The sequence below is a fragment of the Thioclava sp. ISO4 genome, from assembly GCF_058105145.1.
The window spans coordinates 2,219,889-2,237,696 of record NZ_CM176571.1 but is presented as its reverse complement, the minus strand read 5'-3'; the positions used below and the strand labels follow the sequence as shown (position 1 = coordinate 2,237,696).

Sequence of the window (17,808 nt, the reverse complement as noted above, 5' to 3'; positions counted from 1 at the left end):
CGCGCCGCGTCACGCAAGAGCGAACACTCAAAGGGAGGACATTTCATGAAAGAGATCGGATTGCTGCTGGACGGGGCCTCCGCCCCCGCCGCTTCGGGCGCGAGTTTCGACCGGATCGATCCGGTCACCGGCGCGGTCGCCACCCGCGCCGCCGCGGCGGGGCGTGACGATGTCGAGACGGTCGTGGCTTCCGCCGCGCGCGCCTTTCCCGGCTGGTCCGCGACCGGGCCGAACGGGCGACGCAAGATCCTGTCGAAAGCAGCCGACGTGATGGACGCGCGCGTCGACGATTTCATTCAGGCGGTTATTGCCGAGACCGGCGCGACCGGGCCCTGGGCCGGGTTCAACGTGCATCTCGCCGCGGGCATGATCCGCGAGGCTGCGGCAATGACCACCCAGATCGGCGGCGAGATCATCCCCTCCGACAAGCCCGGCACGATGGCGATGGGCGTCGCGCGCGCCAAGGGCGTCTGCCTCGGCATCGCGCCGTGGAATGCGCCCGTCATCCTCGGCACGCGCGCGGTCGCGATGGCGCTCGCCTGCGGCAATACGGTGGTGCTGAAAGCCTCGGAAATGTGCCCCGCGACGCATCGCCTGATCGGGGAATGTTTCGCGGAAGCCGGGCTTCCCGACGGCGCGCTCAACGTGGTGACCAACGCCCCCGAAGACGCGGCCGATGTCGTCGAGGCGCTGATCGCGCACCGGGACGTGAAGCACGTGAACTTCACCGGCTCTTCCGCCGTCGGCCGTATCATCGGACGGCTTGCGGGCGAGCATCTGAAGCCCTCGCTGCTGGAGCTGGGCGGCAAGGCGCCGCTGATCGTGCTCGACGATGCCGATCTCGACGGGGCGGTGAATGCCGCGATTTTCGGCGCCTTCATGAACCAGGGCCAGATCTGCATGTCGACCGAGCGGATCATCGTCGACGAGAAAGTGGCCGACGCTTTCGTCGAAAAGCTCGCCGCGCGCGCCAGTGCCCTGCCCGCGGGCGACCCGCGCGGCGAGGTTGCGCTGGGGGCGCTTGTCTCTGAAGCGGCGGCCGAGAAGATGGATGCGCTGATCGCCGATGCCACCGGGAAAGGTGCGAAGCTGGTCGCGGGCGGGTCGCGCGAGGGGACGATCGTTGCGGCGACGCTGCTCGACGGGGTCTCGGAAAGCATGCGCATCTATGCCGAGGAGAGCTTCGGCCCGGTCAAGTCGATCATCCGCGTGAAGGGCGACGAAGAGGCGCTGAAAGTCGCCAATGACACTGAATATGGGCTATCGAGCGCGATCTTCAGCGCCGATGTCTCGCGCGCGATGGCGCTGGCCAACCGGCTCGAGACCGGGATCTGCCATATCAACGGCCCGACCGTCGGCGACGAGCCGCAGATGCCCTTCGGCGGGGTCAAGGCCTCGGGCTACGGGCGGTTCGGCGGGCGCGCGGCCATTGCCGAGTTTACCGATCTGCGCTGGATCACCGTCGAGGACCCGAAACAGCATTACCCGATCTGAACCGGGCTCTCAGAGGATCGAAACAGCAAGGAGCCGGCCCCGATGGGCCGGCTCCTTTCAATGTCGGATCGCCGCAGAGGCGGCCCACCCGGATCAATCCGTCTTCGGTTTGGGATAGACCGGCAGATGCGGGATCAGAACGTGATCGGGCTGGTCGATCGCGAAGAGGAAGGCCCGCGCGACATCGTCGGGGCGCAGCGCATCCGGTTTCGCCTCGTCGAAGAACGGCGTGTCGACCATGCCCGGATGCAGGCAGGTGACGCGGCCACCGGCCTCGCCAAGTTCCTCGCCGAGATTGTCGGCATAGCCGCGGATGAACCACTTGGTCGCCGAATAGACCGAACCGAACATCGCGCCCTGCGACGCCTTCGAGCCGGTCAGCACCATATGCCCCTTGGAGGCGCGCAGATGCGGCAGCGTGAATTTCGCGGTGTAGGTCACGGCAAGGCAGTTCACCTCGATCATCTTCTGGAAGCTCTCGACCGATCCGGCCTCGGTCCCGCGCGCCGAGGCGCCGACGCCCGCATTGGCCAGCACCACGTCGAGACGTCCGTAATGCTCGACCGCGCGCGCGACCATGCGTTCCTGAGCGTCGGGGTCGGTGACATCGGTGGGCAGCGCGAGGGCGTTGTCGGTGCCCAGATCCTTGACCAGCGCTTCGAGCTTGTCCCCGGAGCGCGCGGCCAGCGCCACTTTGTGACCCGCTTCGACCGCATGGCGCGCACAGCTCTCGCCGATGCCCGTGGATGCGCCGGTGATTAGAATGACTTTCGACATGTCAGCCTCTTTGAATTTGGTGGGAACGAAGACGGCGCCGCCCGGACTGGGCGGCGCCTCTCGATATCAGCCCAGCAGAGCCAGCACTTCTTTCGCAGCCGCCTCGGACGACGCCGGGTTCTGGCCCGTCACCAGACGCCCGTCGGCCACGGCATGGGGCTGCCAGTCGTCGGTGCTCTCGAACTTCGCGCCCAGTTCGCGCAGGCGGGTTTCCAGAAGGAAGGGCACCGCGTCTGCAAGACCCACGCCACGCTCTTCGCTATCGGTGAAGGCAGAAACCTTGCGGCCTTTCACGATGGGATCGCCGTTCTTGTCCACGACCTTGTCGAAGGCTGCGGGACCGTGACAGACCGAGGCGACCACCTTGCCGCTATCCCATGCCGTACCGATCGCCTTGGCGGAGATATCGCTCTCGGCGAGGTCATACATCGCGCCGTGGCCGCCGGGGATGTAGAGCGCGTCATAGGCGGTCACGTCTTCGTCCTCGATCCGCGACGGGTTTTCCAGAACCGCCTTGGCCTCCGCATCGTCGCGGAAGCGGGTGACCGAGGCCGGGGCGTCATCGCCGGTCACGTCGGAATTCGGGTCGATCGGGATCGCACGACCGCCGATCGTGGCCACTTTCACCTCGTGGCCTGCGTCGAGGAAGGCGTAATAGGGCGTCGCCAGTTCCTCATACCAGACGCCGGTCTTTTTGCCGGTGTCGCCCAGAGCGTCGGCTGCGGTCGAAAGAATAAGAATACGTGCCATGGGTTTGGCCTCCTTCGTCATGAATGTGAGGGCATTTCCGGCCCTGTTCGTCTCGGGCCGTCAACGCGTCCCAGCAGAGATAGGTTGCGTTTACTGATCGAGAAATTGATACAGACAACGTCAGAAATCGATAATTCAAAGACATGACACCCGATATCTCGCTTCTGCGCGTGTTCCATGCGGTCATGGAAGAACGCAATGTCACCGCCGCGGCCCAGCGGCTCGGCCAATCCCAGAGTACCGTGAGCGCGGCGCTGTCACGTCTGCGTGCGGCGCTGGGTGACGAACTGTTCCTGCGCGCCCGCTACGGCGTGGAGCCGACCGAGAAGGCGCTTGAGATCGCACCCGACATCGCCGCCGGGCTGGAGCGGCTGGAACAGGCCTTCCGCGCCGCCGAGCCCTTCGATCCCGCGCGCACCACGCGCCGCTTCCGGCTGTTGCTGGGCCCCTATGCCGAGATCGTTCTCGCGCCGGAACTCGCGGCGGCCTTTGCGGACAGGGCCCCGTCGGCCCGTCTCGAAATCTCGCCGATCGGGCCCGATCTGGACCCCCGCGCGCTTGCCGGGCGGGCCTTCGATCTGGCGGTCGGGCGGTTCGACGCCCCGCCCGAGGATCTCGTGGTCTCGGACCTGTTCGAGGACGGGTTCCGCTGCATCGTCGCGCCGCAGGCGCTACCCGAGGGCGTGTCGCTCGACCGGAACCTCTATGAGACCCTGCCGCATGTCGTCGTCGCCCCGCCCGGCAAGTGGCGCACAGGGGTCCATAAACGCACCGAGGCGACGGGGTTGCACCGGAATACGGCTGTCGTGGTCACGCATTTCCTGACCGCCGCACCTGCGGTCGCGCGTCTGGGCGGCATCGCCACGGTGCCCGCGCGGGTCGCCGCGATGACCGCCGGACCTTACGGCCTGCGCAACGCGCCCGTGCCGATAGACCTCGGAACCTTCCCCAGCCAGATCGCGTGGCACCCGCATCTGCGCCGGGATCAGGGCCATGTCTGGCTGCGCGAGCTGATCCGCGAAGTCGTCGCCGGGTTCACCTCGCCGGGCTGACTGGCGCATACGACGGAAAGGCGGGCGCAAAAGGGCGTTGGTTCGCTGTGCAGGACTGATCGGACTTCGTTGCCCCACCAAAGCGCGTATAGCGCTACGTGCGTTCTATCGGCTTTCGCATGTTGATGCCTGTCGGAGCGAAACCCGCCGACAGGTATAGGTTCTTTGCAATACTGTTGCCTGCTGCGACACGGAGGCGAAATTCGACAAACTCGGTTTCTGAGAACCACTCATTCAGCGCTGCCAATGCAAGACGCGCAAACCCTTTCCCCCGAAAGGGCAGCAGAATGCAGAAGTCGCTGATGAACACGGTTTGATTGTCCGCGTTCGGCTGGCACCAGAAATACCCGACCAGAGTGTCCGCCCCGTCCCGTTCTGCGACGATGCATAACAAGAGCTGACCGGGCGTTTCGACGCCCTGTGCCAAGCTATCCGCAACCGCCTGCTCGGCTCGTTTCGTGGCGGTCTGGATATCCACGTCATAATTTGCAGAGATGTCTGCGGCATAATCCGGAACGAAATAGTCAACGTAGGCTGGAAATTCGTCAGCCCTCATTCTCCGAAGCTTAACCATCGTAGTGCCAATCTCCTGTAGAATGAGCGCGCCGTAGGGGCAGCGTTGGTCGTGAAAACCGACTACGTGCCGCACGCTGTCGGTTCAAGTTCAAAACAGAATCCAAATGTCGTGGGCGGGCTATAACAGACTTACGACAGCGCGGCTCGCGCGAAAGGGATCGCGCTCGAATGACGCCAGCAGACAATCCGTACCTCTTGGAACGGGCTTCGTGGCAGCCAGTTGTCCGCGCCGAGCCCTTTAGAGCCCCGCAACTACAGGGATTTCGAGAGCAGGTGCGCGTCACCGTCTCCTGACCGGAAGCCGCAGCCTTCGTAGAATGATCGGGCCGTAACGGTGCTTTCCAAACGGCAGCGCCGGATGCCACGCGCGCGCAAGACGTCCTCCAAGCCTGAGAGAATAGCTTTGCTGACGCCACCAAAGCGGACATCGGGATGGACATAGTTCAAGAGGATGTCACCGCTCAGGCTGGCCATCCCGACCCCTAAGATCTTCCTGTCCCGCTCGGCCACCAGCACCACGGCGTCATCCCGCGCGATCCACTGTCGCCAGGTCTCGACCGTCTTGTTGCCAAGCCAGTCTTCGATTTCGGACGGATCGTTCTGATGATCTGCAACACAGAGTTCGGTGATCGAGCGACGCAGGGTGTTTACCGCCTCGACAGGATCGGCATCTATCGCTTGCCTGATCTCGATCATGCTTCCTCACTCTCCGCCTCTAGCTTACCGACGCCGCGTTTGTCCGCAACAGCGGCTTTGTCCGCTTAACCGACCAACAGGCATTGCGCCCTCCAAACGAAAAACGCCCGACCGGGATGCGGTCGGGCGTTGTCTGGGTGGGTCTTCCGGCGCTCGGGATCACACCGCCATGCCGTCGGCGTCGAAGAAGACCGTGCGCTCGGCCTCGAAGCTCAGCCCCGCCACATCGCCCGGACGCAGATCGGTATCGCCTGCGACGCGCACGTTCACGGCGCCCAAGGGGCCGCAATCGAACAGGATGAACGTGTCCGCGCCGAGGAATTCCACCACGTCGACGCGCCCGTCGCATTGCCCCTCGCCCTCGGCCACCAGCGAGATGTGCTCGGGCCGGATGCCAAGCTGCGTGGCTTGCGGCGCAGGACAGGCCCCGCCGCGCCCGCCTTCGAGGCTGTAGCTGTCGCCCGAGACCGCGCAGGGCATCACGTTCATCTTCGGGCTGCCGATGAATTGCGCCACGAACAGGTTCGCGGGTTTCTCGTAGAGCTCGCGCGGGGTGCCGACCTGCGCGATCCGACCGTATTCCAGCACCACGATCCGATCGGCGAGCGTCATCGCCTCGACCTGATCGTGGGTGACGTAGATCATCGTGCGCTGGAGGTTGCGGTGCAGCCGCGCGATCTCCAGCCGCATCTCCACGCGCAGCGCCGCATCGAGGTTCGACAGCGGCTCGTCGAAGAGGAACGCCGTCGGGTCGCGCACGATCGAACGCCCGATCGCGACGCGCTGACGCTGGCCGCCCGACAGGTCCTTGGGGCGCCGGTCGAGGAAGCTCTGCAGCTTCAGGATATCGGCCGCCTCGTCGACCTTGGCGCGCCACTCGTCCTGCGGCGAACCGGCCATCTTGAGCGAGAAGCCCATATTCTCGGCCACCGACATATGCGGGTAGAGCGCATAGGACTGGAACACCATCGCGAGACCGCGCTTGGAGGGCGGCTGATCGGTCACATTCGCGCCGTCGATCTCGATCGCCCCGCGCGAGGTATCCTCAAGCCCGCCGATCATCCGCAGAAGCGTGGACTTGCCGCAGCCCGAGGGCCCCACAAAGACGACGAATTCGCCATCCTTGATCTCGAGGTCGATGCCCTTGATGACCTGGACGTCGCCGAACCACTTCTCGACACCGTTTAGCGTGATCGAACCCATTTCACCCCTCCTTGCCGGCCCAGGCGAGCCACACGGCCGCCGTCCAGGTAAATGCCTTGCCGCCCGCGGCCGCGCCCGTCATCGGGTCGAAATACTCGACGAAGCCGTAGCGCCCGATCACCTCGCGGGTGCGCTTGCGCACCTCCTCGCCAAGCGCGACGCCCCGCTCGGAGGCGCCCTCGCCGATCATCATGTTCATCATCCCCCAGGTCGGGCCGCGCCAGTAGCGCTTGGCGTCGAACCGCGGATCGAAAGGCGCGAGCGAGGGCACGCCATAGGGGGCTGCGTCGAGCACTCGGGCCAGATGCTGCTCCATATGCGGCGCGTCGAGCCCGCCGAACCAGCACAGGAAGGAGGCGTTGCTCAGCGCGTTCGACCAGATGCCGTTGTTGCAGTTGTAGCTGTCGTAATAGCCCATGCCGGAGTTCCACAGCGCGTCTGCACCGGCTTCCAGCTCGGCCAGCTGCGTGGCCATATCGCCGGTGTCGAGATCCTGCGCCTCGCCAGCCGCCAGCAGGTCGCGCAGGCCGCGCATCAGGATGAAATGCATGGTCGGATCGGCCACCTTGAACGGGTTGCCCTCGGCGACTTTCGCATCGTCCCAATCGAGCGCCTTGGCGCGCTGCACCAGCCAGATATAGCGGTCGTAATCGTATTTCGTCGGGCGCATCGAGGCGTCGACATGCTGGGTGTCGCGGCGCTCGTAATGGCCCACGTCCTGCGGGTCGATCCCGCTCATCGCGTCATCCCAGTCAGGCGCGTTGTCACGCCCCGATTCCCAGGGATGGATCACGAAGATCGCGCCCTTCTCGTCGCGGCGCCATTTCAGGAACCACTCCGCCCATTTGCGCATCTTCGGATAGAGCGCCGCGAAGCGGGCCGCGCCTGCCTCCGGGTCAGCCGCCAGAAGCCGCGTCGCGAAGCTGAGTGCGACCGGCGGCTGGGTGATGCCCGAGGACGCGATCGGCCCGTTGCAGCCCCAGACGTCGGGGCCGGGGAAATAGCCCGGATCGGGCTTGTGGAAGATGATATGCGGGACCATGCCGTTGTCCCATTGCCCCGAGAACAGAGTCTCGATCTCCTGCCAGGCCCGGTTCAGGTCGAACTCGGCGAAGCCGAGGCTCGCGAAGGCGCTGTCCCAGTTCCACTGGTAGGGATAGAGGCCGTCGGTCGGCACCGTATAGCCGCCCCGGTCGTTCTGGGTGAGAATTTCGCGCGCCGCGGCATCCCGGTCGGAGAAGTCGTCTGCGGCAGCCAGAGTTTCGGTCATCATATCTTATCCTTTCACCGCGCCGGCCGTCAGGCCGCGGGTCATGAAACGTTCTAGCCCGAGGAACAGCGCCATGATCGGCACCGTCGCGATGACGGCGCCCGCCATCAGGTGCTGGCGCGGGATCTCGGAGGAGTTGAGCGAGGCGATGCCCCGCGTGAGGGTGAATTTGCTGGGATCGTCGAGCAGCATGAAGGCGAGCAGGAACTCGTTCCATGCGATCATGAAGACATAGAGCCCGACCGAAGCCATCGCGGGCAGCGCCAGCGGCAGCGTGATCTTCCAGATCACCTTGAGCCGCGAAAGCCCGTCCATCAGGCCCGCCTCCTCGACCTCGACGGGGAGGCCGCGGAAATAGCCCTGCAGCATGTAGAGCGCGACGGGGATCGTGGTGACCGGGTAGATCATGACGATCCCGAGGATCGAGTTGCGCAGACCGACCATCGAGTAGGCGATATAGATCGGCAGCGCGAGCACGATCATCGGCACCATGTAGATCAGCAGGATGCCGCGCGAGAACACTTTCTGCCCGCGGAAGCGCAGCCGCGCCACCGCATAGGCGCCAGGCACCGAGAACAGAAGCGTCAGCAGAACGGTGAGCACCGAGACATAGAAACTCGTCCAGAGGTAGCGGCCGAAATGGAACCGCGTCATCAGCTCGTAATAGCTGTCGAACAGGTGCCAGCCCCGGCTTAGGTCGATGGTGAAATCGAGCGGGTTGAGCATCAGCTGCTGCTGCGACTTCATCGAGGTCATGACCATCACGTAGAACGGGATGACCACGATCGCGGTGAAGAAAATATAGCCGAAGCCGGTGAGGAAGCGGATCACCGCATCCTCGAACTGGTGGCGCGTGAGCGCGCCGAACTGCAGCTCGCGCAGGATCGAGCGGAGCGGGATCGAGACCGTTCCCGCCAGAACCACGCTGAGCACGACACGCGCAACAAAGCTGAAGCTGTCGTCGAATTGCAGCGCGCCGAGGCCCACCAGCATCAGTGCAAGCGCCACGACCACCGCCACCGCATCCGCAGCCCAGCGATTGGCGATGCGCACGCGGGCAAACCCGGTCGCGAGCCCGAGGATCAGCGACCCGATCAGAGCGGGCTTGGCCGCAGCGCCGGTGGCAAAGGAGATCGCAACCCCCAGCGTGACCGAGATGACCAGCGCCCAGAGCGCTCCGATGATCGGCCCGGTGAGATAGCCTTTATGCAGGATTTTCATAGCCCTTCCTCCCGGCTCATGGTGCGGAAGAACAGCCCCGAGAAGACCAGAAGGCAGGCGAAGATCACCACGGCGACCGCGGCACCCGCACCGATATTCGACACCGCGAAAGCCTGTTCGTAGACATTGACCGTCAGGACCCGCGTGCCGGCATTACCGCCGGTGAGCAGGAAGATGTCGTCGAACTTGTTGAAGGTCCAGATGAAGCGCAGCAGGAACAGGACCGACAGGATCCCCAGCAGCTGCGGCATCGAGAGATACCAGAATTTCTGGAACGGCGAGGCCCCGTCCATATCCGCCGCCTCATACATATCCGTGTCGATGCTCTGCATCCGCGCGAGGATGAAGAGGAACGAGAGCGGGAAATAGCGCCAGATCTCGAACACCGTCACCATGATGAGTGCGAGCGGCTTGGCCCCGAAGAAGTTGATCGCCCCTTCGCTCACGCCCATCTGCACCAGCAGCGCGTTGGCGGAGCCCGAATAGGGGTCGAACAGCGTGATCCATGTGAAGGCCACGGCGATCACCGGGGCCACATAGGGAAAGAGATAAAGCCCGCGCAGGATGCCCTGCCCGCGGAAGCTCTTGTTCAAGAGCAGCGCCGCGAACAGCCCCACGACCAGCGCGCCCAGCGTGCCGAAGACCGTGTAGAACAGCGTGACACCCAACACGCTCCAGAACTCGCTGCCCGAAAAGAGCTGGCGGAAGTTGTCGATCGTGAAGGTGGAATTCGTCAGAACGTTCGAGACGTGACCGGTCGCTTTGACCTCGGCGTCACGCATCGCGCGCTCTGCCTCGCGGGTGTCCCCCGTCACCTGCGCATCGACGCGGAAGCGTTCGTTCGAGCCGGGCTCGAGCGTGCCGAAATCGCAAGACAGGTCCTGCCCGTCCATCGCGCAGCCCTGCGGCAGATCGCCGGTCAGCGTCACGCCCTCGGGCAGGGTCACGTTCAATCCCGCCTTGGTCATCTCCTGCTCGCGCGAGGGGTTGATCACGCGCAGTTCAAGAAGCGCCTGATCGCCGCGGTCGCGCAGCGCCACCCGCGTGCGGATCTCGGCCGGACGCAGATCGCCCAGCGTCACTGGCTTCACGGAGATCCAGAAGATCGCCAGCAGCGGCACGATCACGACAAGCGCCACGATCGCGATGGTCGGGAACAGCAGGCCCCAGGCCAGACGCGCTTCGCGACGGGCAAGCGCGCCGCGCCCCTTGGGCGGCGATATGTCAGTCATGACAGTCTCCAATCCATGCAGTCAGAGCGGGCTTTGGTCCCGGGGCAAGGCGCAACCGCCCTGCCCCGGCCAGAGGTCGGATCAGTTGATCTTGCCCAGCTCGTCGTTCATCTTCGCGACCGCATCCTCGGCCGAGATGTTGCCGTCGATGAAGTCGCGCACAACCCGGTTGATGACCTGGCTGTTGAGCATCTTCGAGGCCAGCGCGAGCTGCCCGTCCTTCACACCCCAGCGCTGCGCGGTGTCGAGACCCTTGGTGATCTCGTCGACCACAGCCGGCGCGTAGAGATCCTTGAGCGGCGCCTTGCGATCCACGCCCACCGGCAGGGTCGCCCAGAGCTTGGTGAACTTCTCCGGATCCGCATCGGTGCCGCGACGGGTCGGGAACTTGCCCTCCGGCGCGATCGACAGCGTCTGCTCGTAGCCGTCATTCATCGAGTAATCGACGAATTGCTCGGCCGCTTCGGTGTCGGCATCGGCGGTGATGGTGAAGTAACGCAGGTCCGCCCAGCTCGCACCGTCGGGGTTCGACGGGCCCGCGAGGTTGGTCACGACGCCGGTATCCTTCGACAGCTCGGTCGAGGTCGGATCGTCGTTGATCATCGGCGGAGCGCTGTCACGCAGGCCGGCCAGCTCGTCGAGGATGAAGGGCGACCACATGATCATCGCCGCCTTGCCCGCGAAATACAGCTCGCGCGACTGCTTCCAGTAGTTCTCGCCGGGCGGGGAAGCGTCGGCCAGCTTCTTGTAGAAGTTCAGCACTTCGACCGTCTTCTTCTCGTCGAGCGGCTTGAAGCCGTCCGGTCCCACCGGCGAGACGCCGTTGGCGAGGAAGATCTGCTCGAGAATCTGGCTCATGTAGTTCTCGTCGACCTTGGTCGCGGCGACGAAGCCATACATGCTCGGCGGATTGTTGAGTTTGTCGAGCGCGGCTTCGATCGACTTGAAATCGGTCGGCGGCGCGAGACCCGCCTTGTCGAACAGATCCTTGCGATAAAGGATCATCTGCGTCCAGCCATCGACCGGCACGGCGGCGTAATCGCCATCCGTCTCGACCATCTTCAGCGCGCCGGGCGCGAAGGTCGCCGGATCGAGCTTGTCGACCACATCGGTGCTTGCCAGCGTGTCGACGATGCCCGCATCGGTCCAGGGCAGCACGTTTTGCAGCGGCGTGTAGATCACGTCGGGCAGATCGCCTGCCGCGAAAGCCGCGGTGGCGCGCTGGTTCAGGTCGCTTTCCGTCACCGGGATCACGTCGACGGTGATGCCGGTCTTGGCCTTGAAGTCGTCGGCCATCTGCTGCTGCTTGGCCAGACGCTCGGGCTGTTCCTCGGTGGTCCAGAACTTGATCGTCTCGGCCTGCACCGCGACGGCGCCCGCCATCAGCGCCAACACGGTCGAGCCCATCAGCATCGCCGTTTTATGTCCTCGAATTAGCTTCATTTACTTTCCTCCCAGTAGATTGCGTTTCTCTTATGGGTCGACCGGCGGCCCGTCGGAGCCTCCCGGTTCCAGTTGCGCCGCCACCAATTCCGTCAGCTCTCCGGGCGGCGCACCGCGGAGCTGCGCGATCAGCAGTGACGCGAGACGCGCGCCCGCGTGCTGGCTGTCGACTGCAAATGTCGTGAGGGGCGGATCGACCATCCGGCCCTCGGGAATACCGTCATAGGAGATGATCGACAGGTCGCGCCCGATCGTCAGCCCCCGCTCGCGCGCCACGTCATAGGCCCCCAGCGCGGTCGCGTCGGTGGAATAGACGATCGCGGTCGGGGGATCGGGCAGATCGAGCAGATCGCGCGCCGCCTGCGCCCCTTCCGCGCGGTCGGAAATCTCCATCAGCTCGAGCGCGGGATCGAAGGGCAGACCGGCCTCTTCCAGCCCCTCGCGGTAGCCGTCCCGGCGCAGCAGCGCGAAATTGTAGCTCGCATGCGACCCGGCGAAGGCGATGCGGCGATGACCGAAGCCCGCCAGCCGCGCGACCGCGGCGCGCATCGCGCCCTCGCCATCCACGTCGTACCACGACAGGCCCGGATCGGGCTGACCGTGACCGGTGCGGCCGAACAGCACGAAGGGCACGTGTTTCGCCTGCAGGAACTTCACCCGCGGATCCACGACCTGCGTCCGCGGCAGGATGAAGCCGTCGACCTTGTGCTCCTGCAAGAGCCGCGTGACCGTGTCCTCCATCTCCTCGCGCGAATTCGACGAGGCGATCGTCAGGGTCCAGCCTTCGAGCGAGGCTTCCTGCGTGATCCCGCCCAGGAAATCCGTGAGAAACGGCCCGTAGCGGTCCGGCGCGTCGAGTTCGAGCACCAGACCCAGCGCCCGCACCCGCCCCGTGCGCACAGCCTGCGCATAGGGCATCGGCGCATAGCCCATCTCGGCCGCCACCCGCGCCACGCGCTCGCGGGTCTCGGGAGAGATGTCGGAATAATTGTTGAGCGCCCGCGACACGGTGCTCTTGGTCAGCCCCAGCGCCTGCGCAAGATCAGAGATCCGCACCCGGCGCGGCGCCGGTTCGGACGGTTGCTGATCGGTATCGCGAATCTCCTCCATGGCCAGAGACTAGGCCTGCGAAACCGGTTTCGTAAAGCCGAAACCGGTTTCGAAACACCGAACGGCGGTCAAGACGCTGTGTGCCGCACCGCGGCATCGCGCGCGCAGCCTCACCCGACCGGGGCCGTCGCATGTCGGAAAATGTGAGAAAAACTGGGATTCGGGCGCGGCTCGCGCGCCCCGCCACTGGCCGGGCTTTGCGCCGTCGCCATTGGGCATCCCGAAACCGAAATCTCGCGGGACCGCCCTCATACCGTATTGCCCGAGCAGTTTTTTTCTCGTAACGACCGGGACAGGTGCCGGGCACCTGCCGCCTGCAGACGCAAGTCACGGTGAAGCCCGGAGCGATACGACATCTCACCCTCGAAGCATTTCGCAGGTGGGCAATGCAGGCTCCCCCCAATTCGAAATGCCTCTCCGGAGGAATGAGCGATGTCTGTTGGACCCGCCTCAAATACTGTTGAAAACCGCTTTTTGACCCGCCCAATCGGGCGATTGTTCCTGTCGAATGCGCTCCCGATGGCCGTTGTGATGTCCACGGGCGGCCTGCTGAACGTGATCGACGGCATCTTCGTCGGGCGCTTCATTGGCGCTCAGGCGCTGGCTGCGGTCAGCCTGGCCTTTCCCGTCGTCATGTTGCTCACCGCGCTGACCGCCCTGAGCGGCGGCGGCATGTCGAGCCTGCTCGCCCGGCATCTGGGGGCCGGGCAACGCCGGGAAGCCGGCGCCGTCTTCGCAAGAGCCCACGGCCTGGCGCTCGCCCTGAGCGCTGTGCTGATCATCTTGGCGCTGACGGTCGGCCCTGCCCTCATCTCCACCCTCGCCGCCGGGAACGACGCGGTCGCGGGTCCGGCGCAGAGCTATCTGCTGATCCTGATCCTTGGCGCGCCGGTCCAGTTCGCTCTGGGGCTGCACGCCGATGCCCTGCGCAACGAAGGGCGCGCCGGGCTCATCGCCGCGCTCTCGGTGCTCGTGAACCTGCTCAATATCGGGGCAAATTACGTGGCCATCGTGCTTCTGGGGCTCGGCGTGGCGGGCTCCGCCCTCGGCACCGTCAGCGCACAGATCCTCGGCCTGACGCTGGTGCTGGTCGTGCGCGCGCGGGACCGCGAGCTTCTGCCGGTTGGGGCGCTTTGGCAGTCCAGCTGGCTTTCGGGATGGGGTCGTATCCTCGCGCTCGGGCTGCCCCTGTGTCTGAACTTCATCGGGATGGCGCTGGTGAGCAGCACGGTCCTTCTCGTCATCGGCACCACCGCCGCGGGGCATGCGAGCTATATCGCCGCCTACGGGGTGGTGACGCGCCTTCTCGGGCTCGCCTATCTGCCGCAGATGGCGATCGCGCTGAGCACCCAGAGCATCACCGGCAACAACGCCGGTGCGGGCCGCATGGATCGCGCCAGCGCGGCCCTGCGGATGGCCATCTCCGTCGCGTTTCTGTGGTGTGCCGGCGTGGCGCTGACCTGTCTCGTCGCGGGCGGCGCGCTCGGGGCGATGTTCTCGAAGGACCCCGAGGTCGTCGCGGCGGTCGCCACGATCTTGCGTCCGATGGTGGCTCTCTACGTCATCACCGGACCGATCCTTGTGCTCGCGATGCATTTTCAGGCGATGGGGCATCCGCTTCGGACCGCGGCGCTGACCTTGGTCAAGCCGTGGCTGCTGGTGCCTGCCCTGCTCGTCCTCCTGAATGCGCTGGCGGGGATCGAGGGCTTGTGGTTCGCCTTCCCGATTGCGGATGCGGTGCTGCTCATCCTCGCCCTGACGCTCATCTTGCGGGGGCGCCTGATCGCGCCTGTCTCGGCAACACCCGCTGCGGAGAAGGCGGCCTGAGATATTCGCCCCTCACACGCGGCGCCCGGTAAAGCGCGGCGTCCGGTCGGAGCCGCCTGCACCTGCGGGCGGCTCCGTCGCGTTCACGATGCTTTGCCAGATGAAATCTCTATGGAACGAGGCGTTGCAGGACGCGTTTTCTTCGTAGACATGACGACCCTCGCGTGCAGCACCGCACGGGTCTCACGCGGGGGCTCGCTTTGAACGAAGGAGGCCCAACATGTTGACCAGACTACTTCTTGCCGCTTCGGCCCTCGGCGCCTTGGGGTATCTCCTCAGGCAGCGCCGCGCAGCCGGCACGCATCATGTGCGCCCTGCAGGGCCCGGGCAGATGCGGAACCCGCCCCGGCAATGGGACCGCGTCGACGAGGAGATGGACCAGAGCTTTCCCGCGAGCGACCCGCCCGCGAATTACTGACCTCCCCAGCCCAGGCCCCGCAACGGAAAGAGGCGAGGAGAGCGACCAGATGAGCTACCTGGACGAGACATTGATAACGCTGGAGGCGCGGCTGATCGCGCAACGCCGCATTCTGGCACGGCTGGTTACGGAGATGCCGCCAGAGCGGCGCGAGGCCCTTCTGGCGTGGATCGCCGAGCGCGAGGTGATGCATGACGGGCAGGAAGATCCCGGGGCCGTGCCGGACGCGACCGACACGCTGCCGCTGAGCATCGCCGACGAATTCCGCCAGATCGCCGCGCTCGCGCGCCGCAACGCAGCTTGATCCGCGCGACCTGAGTGGCGCAGGGCAAGCTGTGGGCGAGCTGTGCGCATTGGCGGCGCAGGCTCTCAGAGGTGGACGGGCGGCAGCCGGTCTTTCTCGACATTGAGAAGCGCTTCGACCTGCGCGCTCACCTCCGCGCCCGGAAGACCGGGCGGGATTGCCGGGAAATAGGCGACGGTGATCGTGCCGCCGGTTTTCACGTCCTTGCGCCAGACATGGCCCGCGTTGTGCGCGACCGGCACGATCGGCAGGCCCAGCTTGCGATAAAGCGCGATGAGACCCGGCTGGAATTCGCAGCGATCGGTCACACCGACCCGCGTGCCTTCCGGGAAGATCAGGATCGAGCGGCCTTTGGCGGCCTCTTCGCGCGCCTGAGTGATCATCCCGGCAAGGGCACGCCCGCCGCCGCTGCGGTCGATCAGGATCATCGGCGAATGTTCGAGGAACCAGCCGAAGATCGGGATGCGCCGCAATTCGCGTTTCGCGATGACGCAGACATCGGGCACGAGCTGGTTGAAGGCCAGCGTCTCCCAGGTGGATTGGTGGTTGCAGACATAGATGCAGGGGCTGTCGAGATGTTTGTTCTCGAGCCCTTGTTCGCGCACGCGCAACCGCAGGATCCCACGTGCGAGCGCGAAGACCCCGCCTGTCCAGACCCGCACGGCGGCGCGTACGAGCCGGGGGCGCCGCGCCAGTGCAAGGACCGGGATCATCGGCGCTTGCAGAGCCGTCCACGCCCCGAAGGCCGCGTCGAAGAGCTTCGAGCGCAGGCCCTCGAACCGCGGCGTCGACCGGGCCTGTTCGCGTCGCGCGCGCGGCGCCGTATGTGCTGTATGATCAGGCTGCAATCGAGTGATCCATTGTGTCAGATGGCGAGAAACCGGCGGTGGTCGCGGCTGCGAGGAACGCACGACGCGCATCGCCCACTGTGCCCAGACACTCCATCGCCGCTTCGACGCGGTCAATTGCACGGATCCGTGCGGTGTCACTGACCGGCCATTTCTCGCGCAGCCAGTAATGCACCTGTTCGATGGTGCTGAAGGTTTTCACGTCGCCGTCCGGCGACACGACGAGGGAGATGGGTTTGCCCCAGTAAATTTCGATCAAGGTTCGTATCTTTCTAAGCGTTCGTGACGGCTCCGATTTGGACGGTTGCGCGATCACGGAGGCATAGTGCGGGCCACGCCGCTACCATGCGGTGAATTGGGTCTGCGCGCGCGGGCGCGCCGGTCTGGTATCCCGAGCGGATCGCGAGGCGTCAGCGTCCATGCGCGCGGATCGCGGTCCGGTCCCTGAGGCATACGAAGCTCCGTGGAGGTCGCTCGGGACAGAAATTGCGGTATCGACCAGTTCAGCCCGGTAGGAGGGTTGAGGGGTTGGTCTGCTCGAACGGTGTCACGGCACGATGGGCCGATATGAGGCTCCTTTTCCTTAGTGCCGCCTTTGAAAAGCTGCGGCCCGACAAAGCTCAAGATCGTCGCTGAGCCGGGAGGAACAGGGTCCGAGAATTAAGATATGCGAGTGCAGACATAAGGGTTTTGCACCGAAATTACGAGGATTTTGCAGACGCAGGCCGGAGTTTTCGCGCAACGGCTTGATTGTGCGCGATATAAACCCTGTGCGCCCGCAGGCGGGGTCGCGGGCGCCGATCTCACAGCGCTTATTTCCTTTGCAAAACGGGCCGAGTTCGCGTAGGAAGACCGGACTACGCTATTCCCTTCTGCAACCTGTTCCCTTTGTCGGCTTCCGTCAGACGATTGAATTGACCGAGCCTGACTGCCGCATTCTGCGGGTGGGATATTCTCGTCCACATTTCGGACCTTGCGCGCGCGGGCATCTCGCAGCGCGAAGACGGACAGGCCGTCACCTACGAATTCGAAGCCGGCCGCGACGGGCGCAAGCCCGCCTGCGATCTGGCACTTAACTGATTTGAATGGTTCCGGGTCCGGCTCCAAAAGGCCGGTTCCTGCGAACAGCGAGGGCCTGTGCCCCGCAACCACGACTTGGGCGGCGTCTTCCGTGACCTGCCCCCGAGAGCCGCGACGGCTCAGGAAAAGTCGACTGCCGCAATGCGCCTCATTCGCGAGGCCGACACCGGGAAACGAGCGCTCTGACCGCCAGTTTGCGCGCGGCACGATTGGAACGGAACGCGGGCGAACGCACCGCAAAACCGCCTTCTCCCAAGGAGAAGCCGGGACGCTGGCCGGAGATTTCGGTCATTCAGAGGAATTTCCCGAATATCTCTCGGGACAAAAATGGAGGGCCGAACATGGCTGTCGAAAAAATGCCAACGGGCAAGAAGCCCCAGACGAATGAAATCGCGAACAACAAGGGCCATGCCGCCCTCGCCTGGCCTCATTTCTTCCGGACTCTGACCGAAGAGAAAGCTGCGAACGCGGAAAGCACAGCGCCGCGCAGCGCCCAGAAATAGTCCT

The 17,808-nt window shown here is 65.0% G+C and carries 17 protein-coding genes; 5 read left to right on the top strand and 12 right to left on the bottom strand.

From position 1 onward, the window contains the following. Window positions 1-45: 45 nt before the first annotated feature. Window positions 46-1,494 carry an aldehyde dehydrogenase gene (locus tag AC2TZ7_RS11030; RefSeq protein ID WP_489864253.1) on the top strand — a complete coding sequence of 483 codons (1,449 nt, stop codon included), beginning with the start codon at window positions 46-48 and terminating at the stop codon, window positions 1,492-1,494. A gap of 93 nt (window positions 1,495-1,587) precedes the next feature. Here AC2TZ7_RS11030 and AC2TZ7_RS11025 read toward each other — a convergent pair whose 3' ends face one another. Together AC2TZ7_RS11025 and AC2TZ7_RS11020 are read right to left on the bottom strand one after the other, a co-directional pair. Continuing rightward, window positions 1,588-2,271, bottom strand: a complete 684-nt coding sequence (locus tag AC2TZ7_RS11025) for an SDR family oxidoreductase (RefSeq protein WP_489864252.1) — start codon at window positions 2,269-2,271, stop codon at window positions 1,588-1,590. 66 nt (window positions 2,272-2,337) lie between these two features. Next, window positions 2,338-3,021 (bottom strand): type 1 glutamine amidotransferase domain-containing protein, encoded by a 684-nt coding sequence (locus AC2TZ7_RS11020; RefSeq protein WP_489864251.1) that lies wholly within the window; start codon window positions 3,019-3,021, stop codon window positions 2,338-2,340. Between the two features lie 143 nt (window positions 3,022-3,164). Between AC2TZ7_RS11020 and AC2TZ7_RS11015 the strand changes: the two genes are divergently transcribed. After that, entirely contained in the window at window positions 3,165-4,073 is a 909-nt protein-coding gene (locus AC2TZ7_RS11015) for a LysR family transcriptional regulator (RefSeq protein ID WP_489864250.1), read from the top strand. Between the two features lie 94 nt (window positions 4,074-4,167). On the opposite strand, the gene AC2TZ7_RS11010 is transcribed toward AC2TZ7_RS11015, so the two are convergent. From AC2TZ7_RS11010 to AC2TZ7_RS10975, 8 genes are all read right to left on the bottom strand, one after another. Further along, window positions 4,168-4,647, bottom strand: a complete 480-nt coding sequence (locus AC2TZ7_RS11010) for a GNAT family N-acetyltransferase (protein ID WP_489864249.1) — start codon at window positions 4,645-4,647, stop codon at window positions 4,168-4,170. A 254-nt stretch (window positions 4,648-4,901) separates the two neighbouring features. Then, window positions 4,902-5,345, bottom strand: coding sequence for a GNAT family N-acetyltransferase (locus tag AC2TZ7_RS11005; protein WP_489864248.1), 444 nt, complete (start codon window positions 5,343-5,345; stop codon window positions 4,902-4,904). A gap of 159 nt (window positions 5,346-5,504) precedes the next feature. Beyond that, the gene (locus tag AC2TZ7_RS11000; protein WP_489864247.1) at window positions 5,505-6,548 is read right to left on the bottom strand and encodes an ABC transporter ATP-binding protein; all 1,044 of its coding nucleotides are present in this window, start codon (window positions 6,546-6,548) and stop codon (window positions 5,505-5,507) included. 1 nt (window position 6,549) lies between these two features. Beyond that, a complete protein-coding gene (locus AC2TZ7_RS10995) occupies window positions 6,550-7,818 on the bottom strand; it encodes an MGH1-like glycoside hydrolase domain-containing protein (protein ID WP_489864246.1) in 1,269 nt (422 codons plus the stop codon). Window positions 7,819-7,824: 6 nt separating this feature from the next. Then, a complete protein-coding gene (locus tag AC2TZ7_RS10990) occupies window positions 7,825-9,039 on the bottom strand; it encodes a carbohydrate ABC transporter permease (RefSeq protein ID WP_489864245.1) in 1,215 nt (404 codons plus the stop codon). Next, window positions 9,036-10,271 carry a carbohydrate ABC transporter permease gene (locus AC2TZ7_RS10985; RefSeq protein ID WP_489864244.1) on the bottom strand — a complete coding sequence of 412 codons (1,236 nt, stop codon included), beginning with the start codon at window positions 10,269-10,271 and terminating at the stop codon, window positions 9,036-9,038. Before AC2TZ7_RS10985 ends, AC2TZ7_RS10990 begins: the two co-directional genes overlap by 4 nt. Before the next feature lie 81 nt (window positions 10,272-10,352). After that, window positions 10,353-11,714 carry an ABC transporter substrate-binding protein gene (locus tag AC2TZ7_RS10980; protein ID WP_078520997.1) on the bottom strand — a complete coding sequence of 454 codons (1,362 nt, stop codon included), beginning with the start codon at window positions 11,712-11,714 and terminating at the stop codon, window positions 10,353-10,355. Window positions 11,715-11,744: 30 nt separating this feature from the next. Further along, window positions 11,745-12,824: a LacI family DNA-binding transcriptional regulator gene (locus AC2TZ7_RS10975; protein WP_489864243.1), complete on the bottom strand. Its 1,080-nt coding sequence runs from the start codon at window positions 12,822-12,824 to the stop codon at window positions 11,745-11,747. 519 nt (window positions 12,825-13,343) lie between these two features. Here AC2TZ7_RS10975 and AC2TZ7_RS10970 point away from each other — a divergent pair. Both AC2TZ7_RS10970 and AC2TZ7_RS10965 read left to right on the top strand, forming a co-directional pair. After that, window positions 13,344-14,651 carry an MATE family efflux transporter gene (locus AC2TZ7_RS10970; RefSeq protein ID WP_489864242.1) on the top strand — a complete coding sequence of 436 codons (1,308 nt, stop codon included), beginning with the start codon at window positions 13,344-13,346 and terminating at the stop codon, window positions 14,649-14,651. 467 nt (window positions 14,652-15,118) lie between these two features. Continuing rightward, window positions 15,119-15,373, top strand: a complete 255-nt coding sequence (locus AC2TZ7_RS10965) for a hypothetical protein (RefSeq protein ID WP_489864241.1) — start codon at window positions 15,119-15,121, stop codon at window positions 15,371-15,373. A gap of 65 nt (window positions 15,374-15,438) precedes the next feature. Here the strand turns inward: AC2TZ7_RS10965 and AC2TZ7_RS10960 are convergent, their stop codons facing one another. Both AC2TZ7_RS10960 and AC2TZ7_RS10955 read right to left on the bottom strand, forming a co-directional pair. Beyond that, window positions 15,439-16,221, bottom strand: a complete 783-nt coding sequence (locus AC2TZ7_RS10960) for a lysophospholipid acyltransferase family protein (RefSeq protein ID WP_489864240.1) — start codon at window positions 16,219-16,221, stop codon at window positions 15,439-15,441. After that, window positions 16,211-16,480, bottom strand: coding sequence for a DUF982 domain-containing protein (locus AC2TZ7_RS10955; RefSeq protein WP_489864239.1), 270 nt, complete (start codon window positions 16,478-16,480; stop codon window positions 16,211-16,213). The genes AC2TZ7_RS10960 and AC2TZ7_RS10955 overlap by 11 nt, the downstream gene beginning before the upstream one ends. Before the next feature lie 1,162 nt (window positions 16,481-17,642). Between AC2TZ7_RS10955 and AC2TZ7_RS10950 the strand changes: the two genes are divergently transcribed. Further along, entirely contained in the window at window positions 17,643-17,804 is a 162-nt protein-coding gene (locus tag AC2TZ7_RS10950; RefSeq protein ID WP_176535989.1) for a hypothetical protein, read from the top strand. Window positions 17,805-17,808 lie beyond the last annotated feature (4 nt).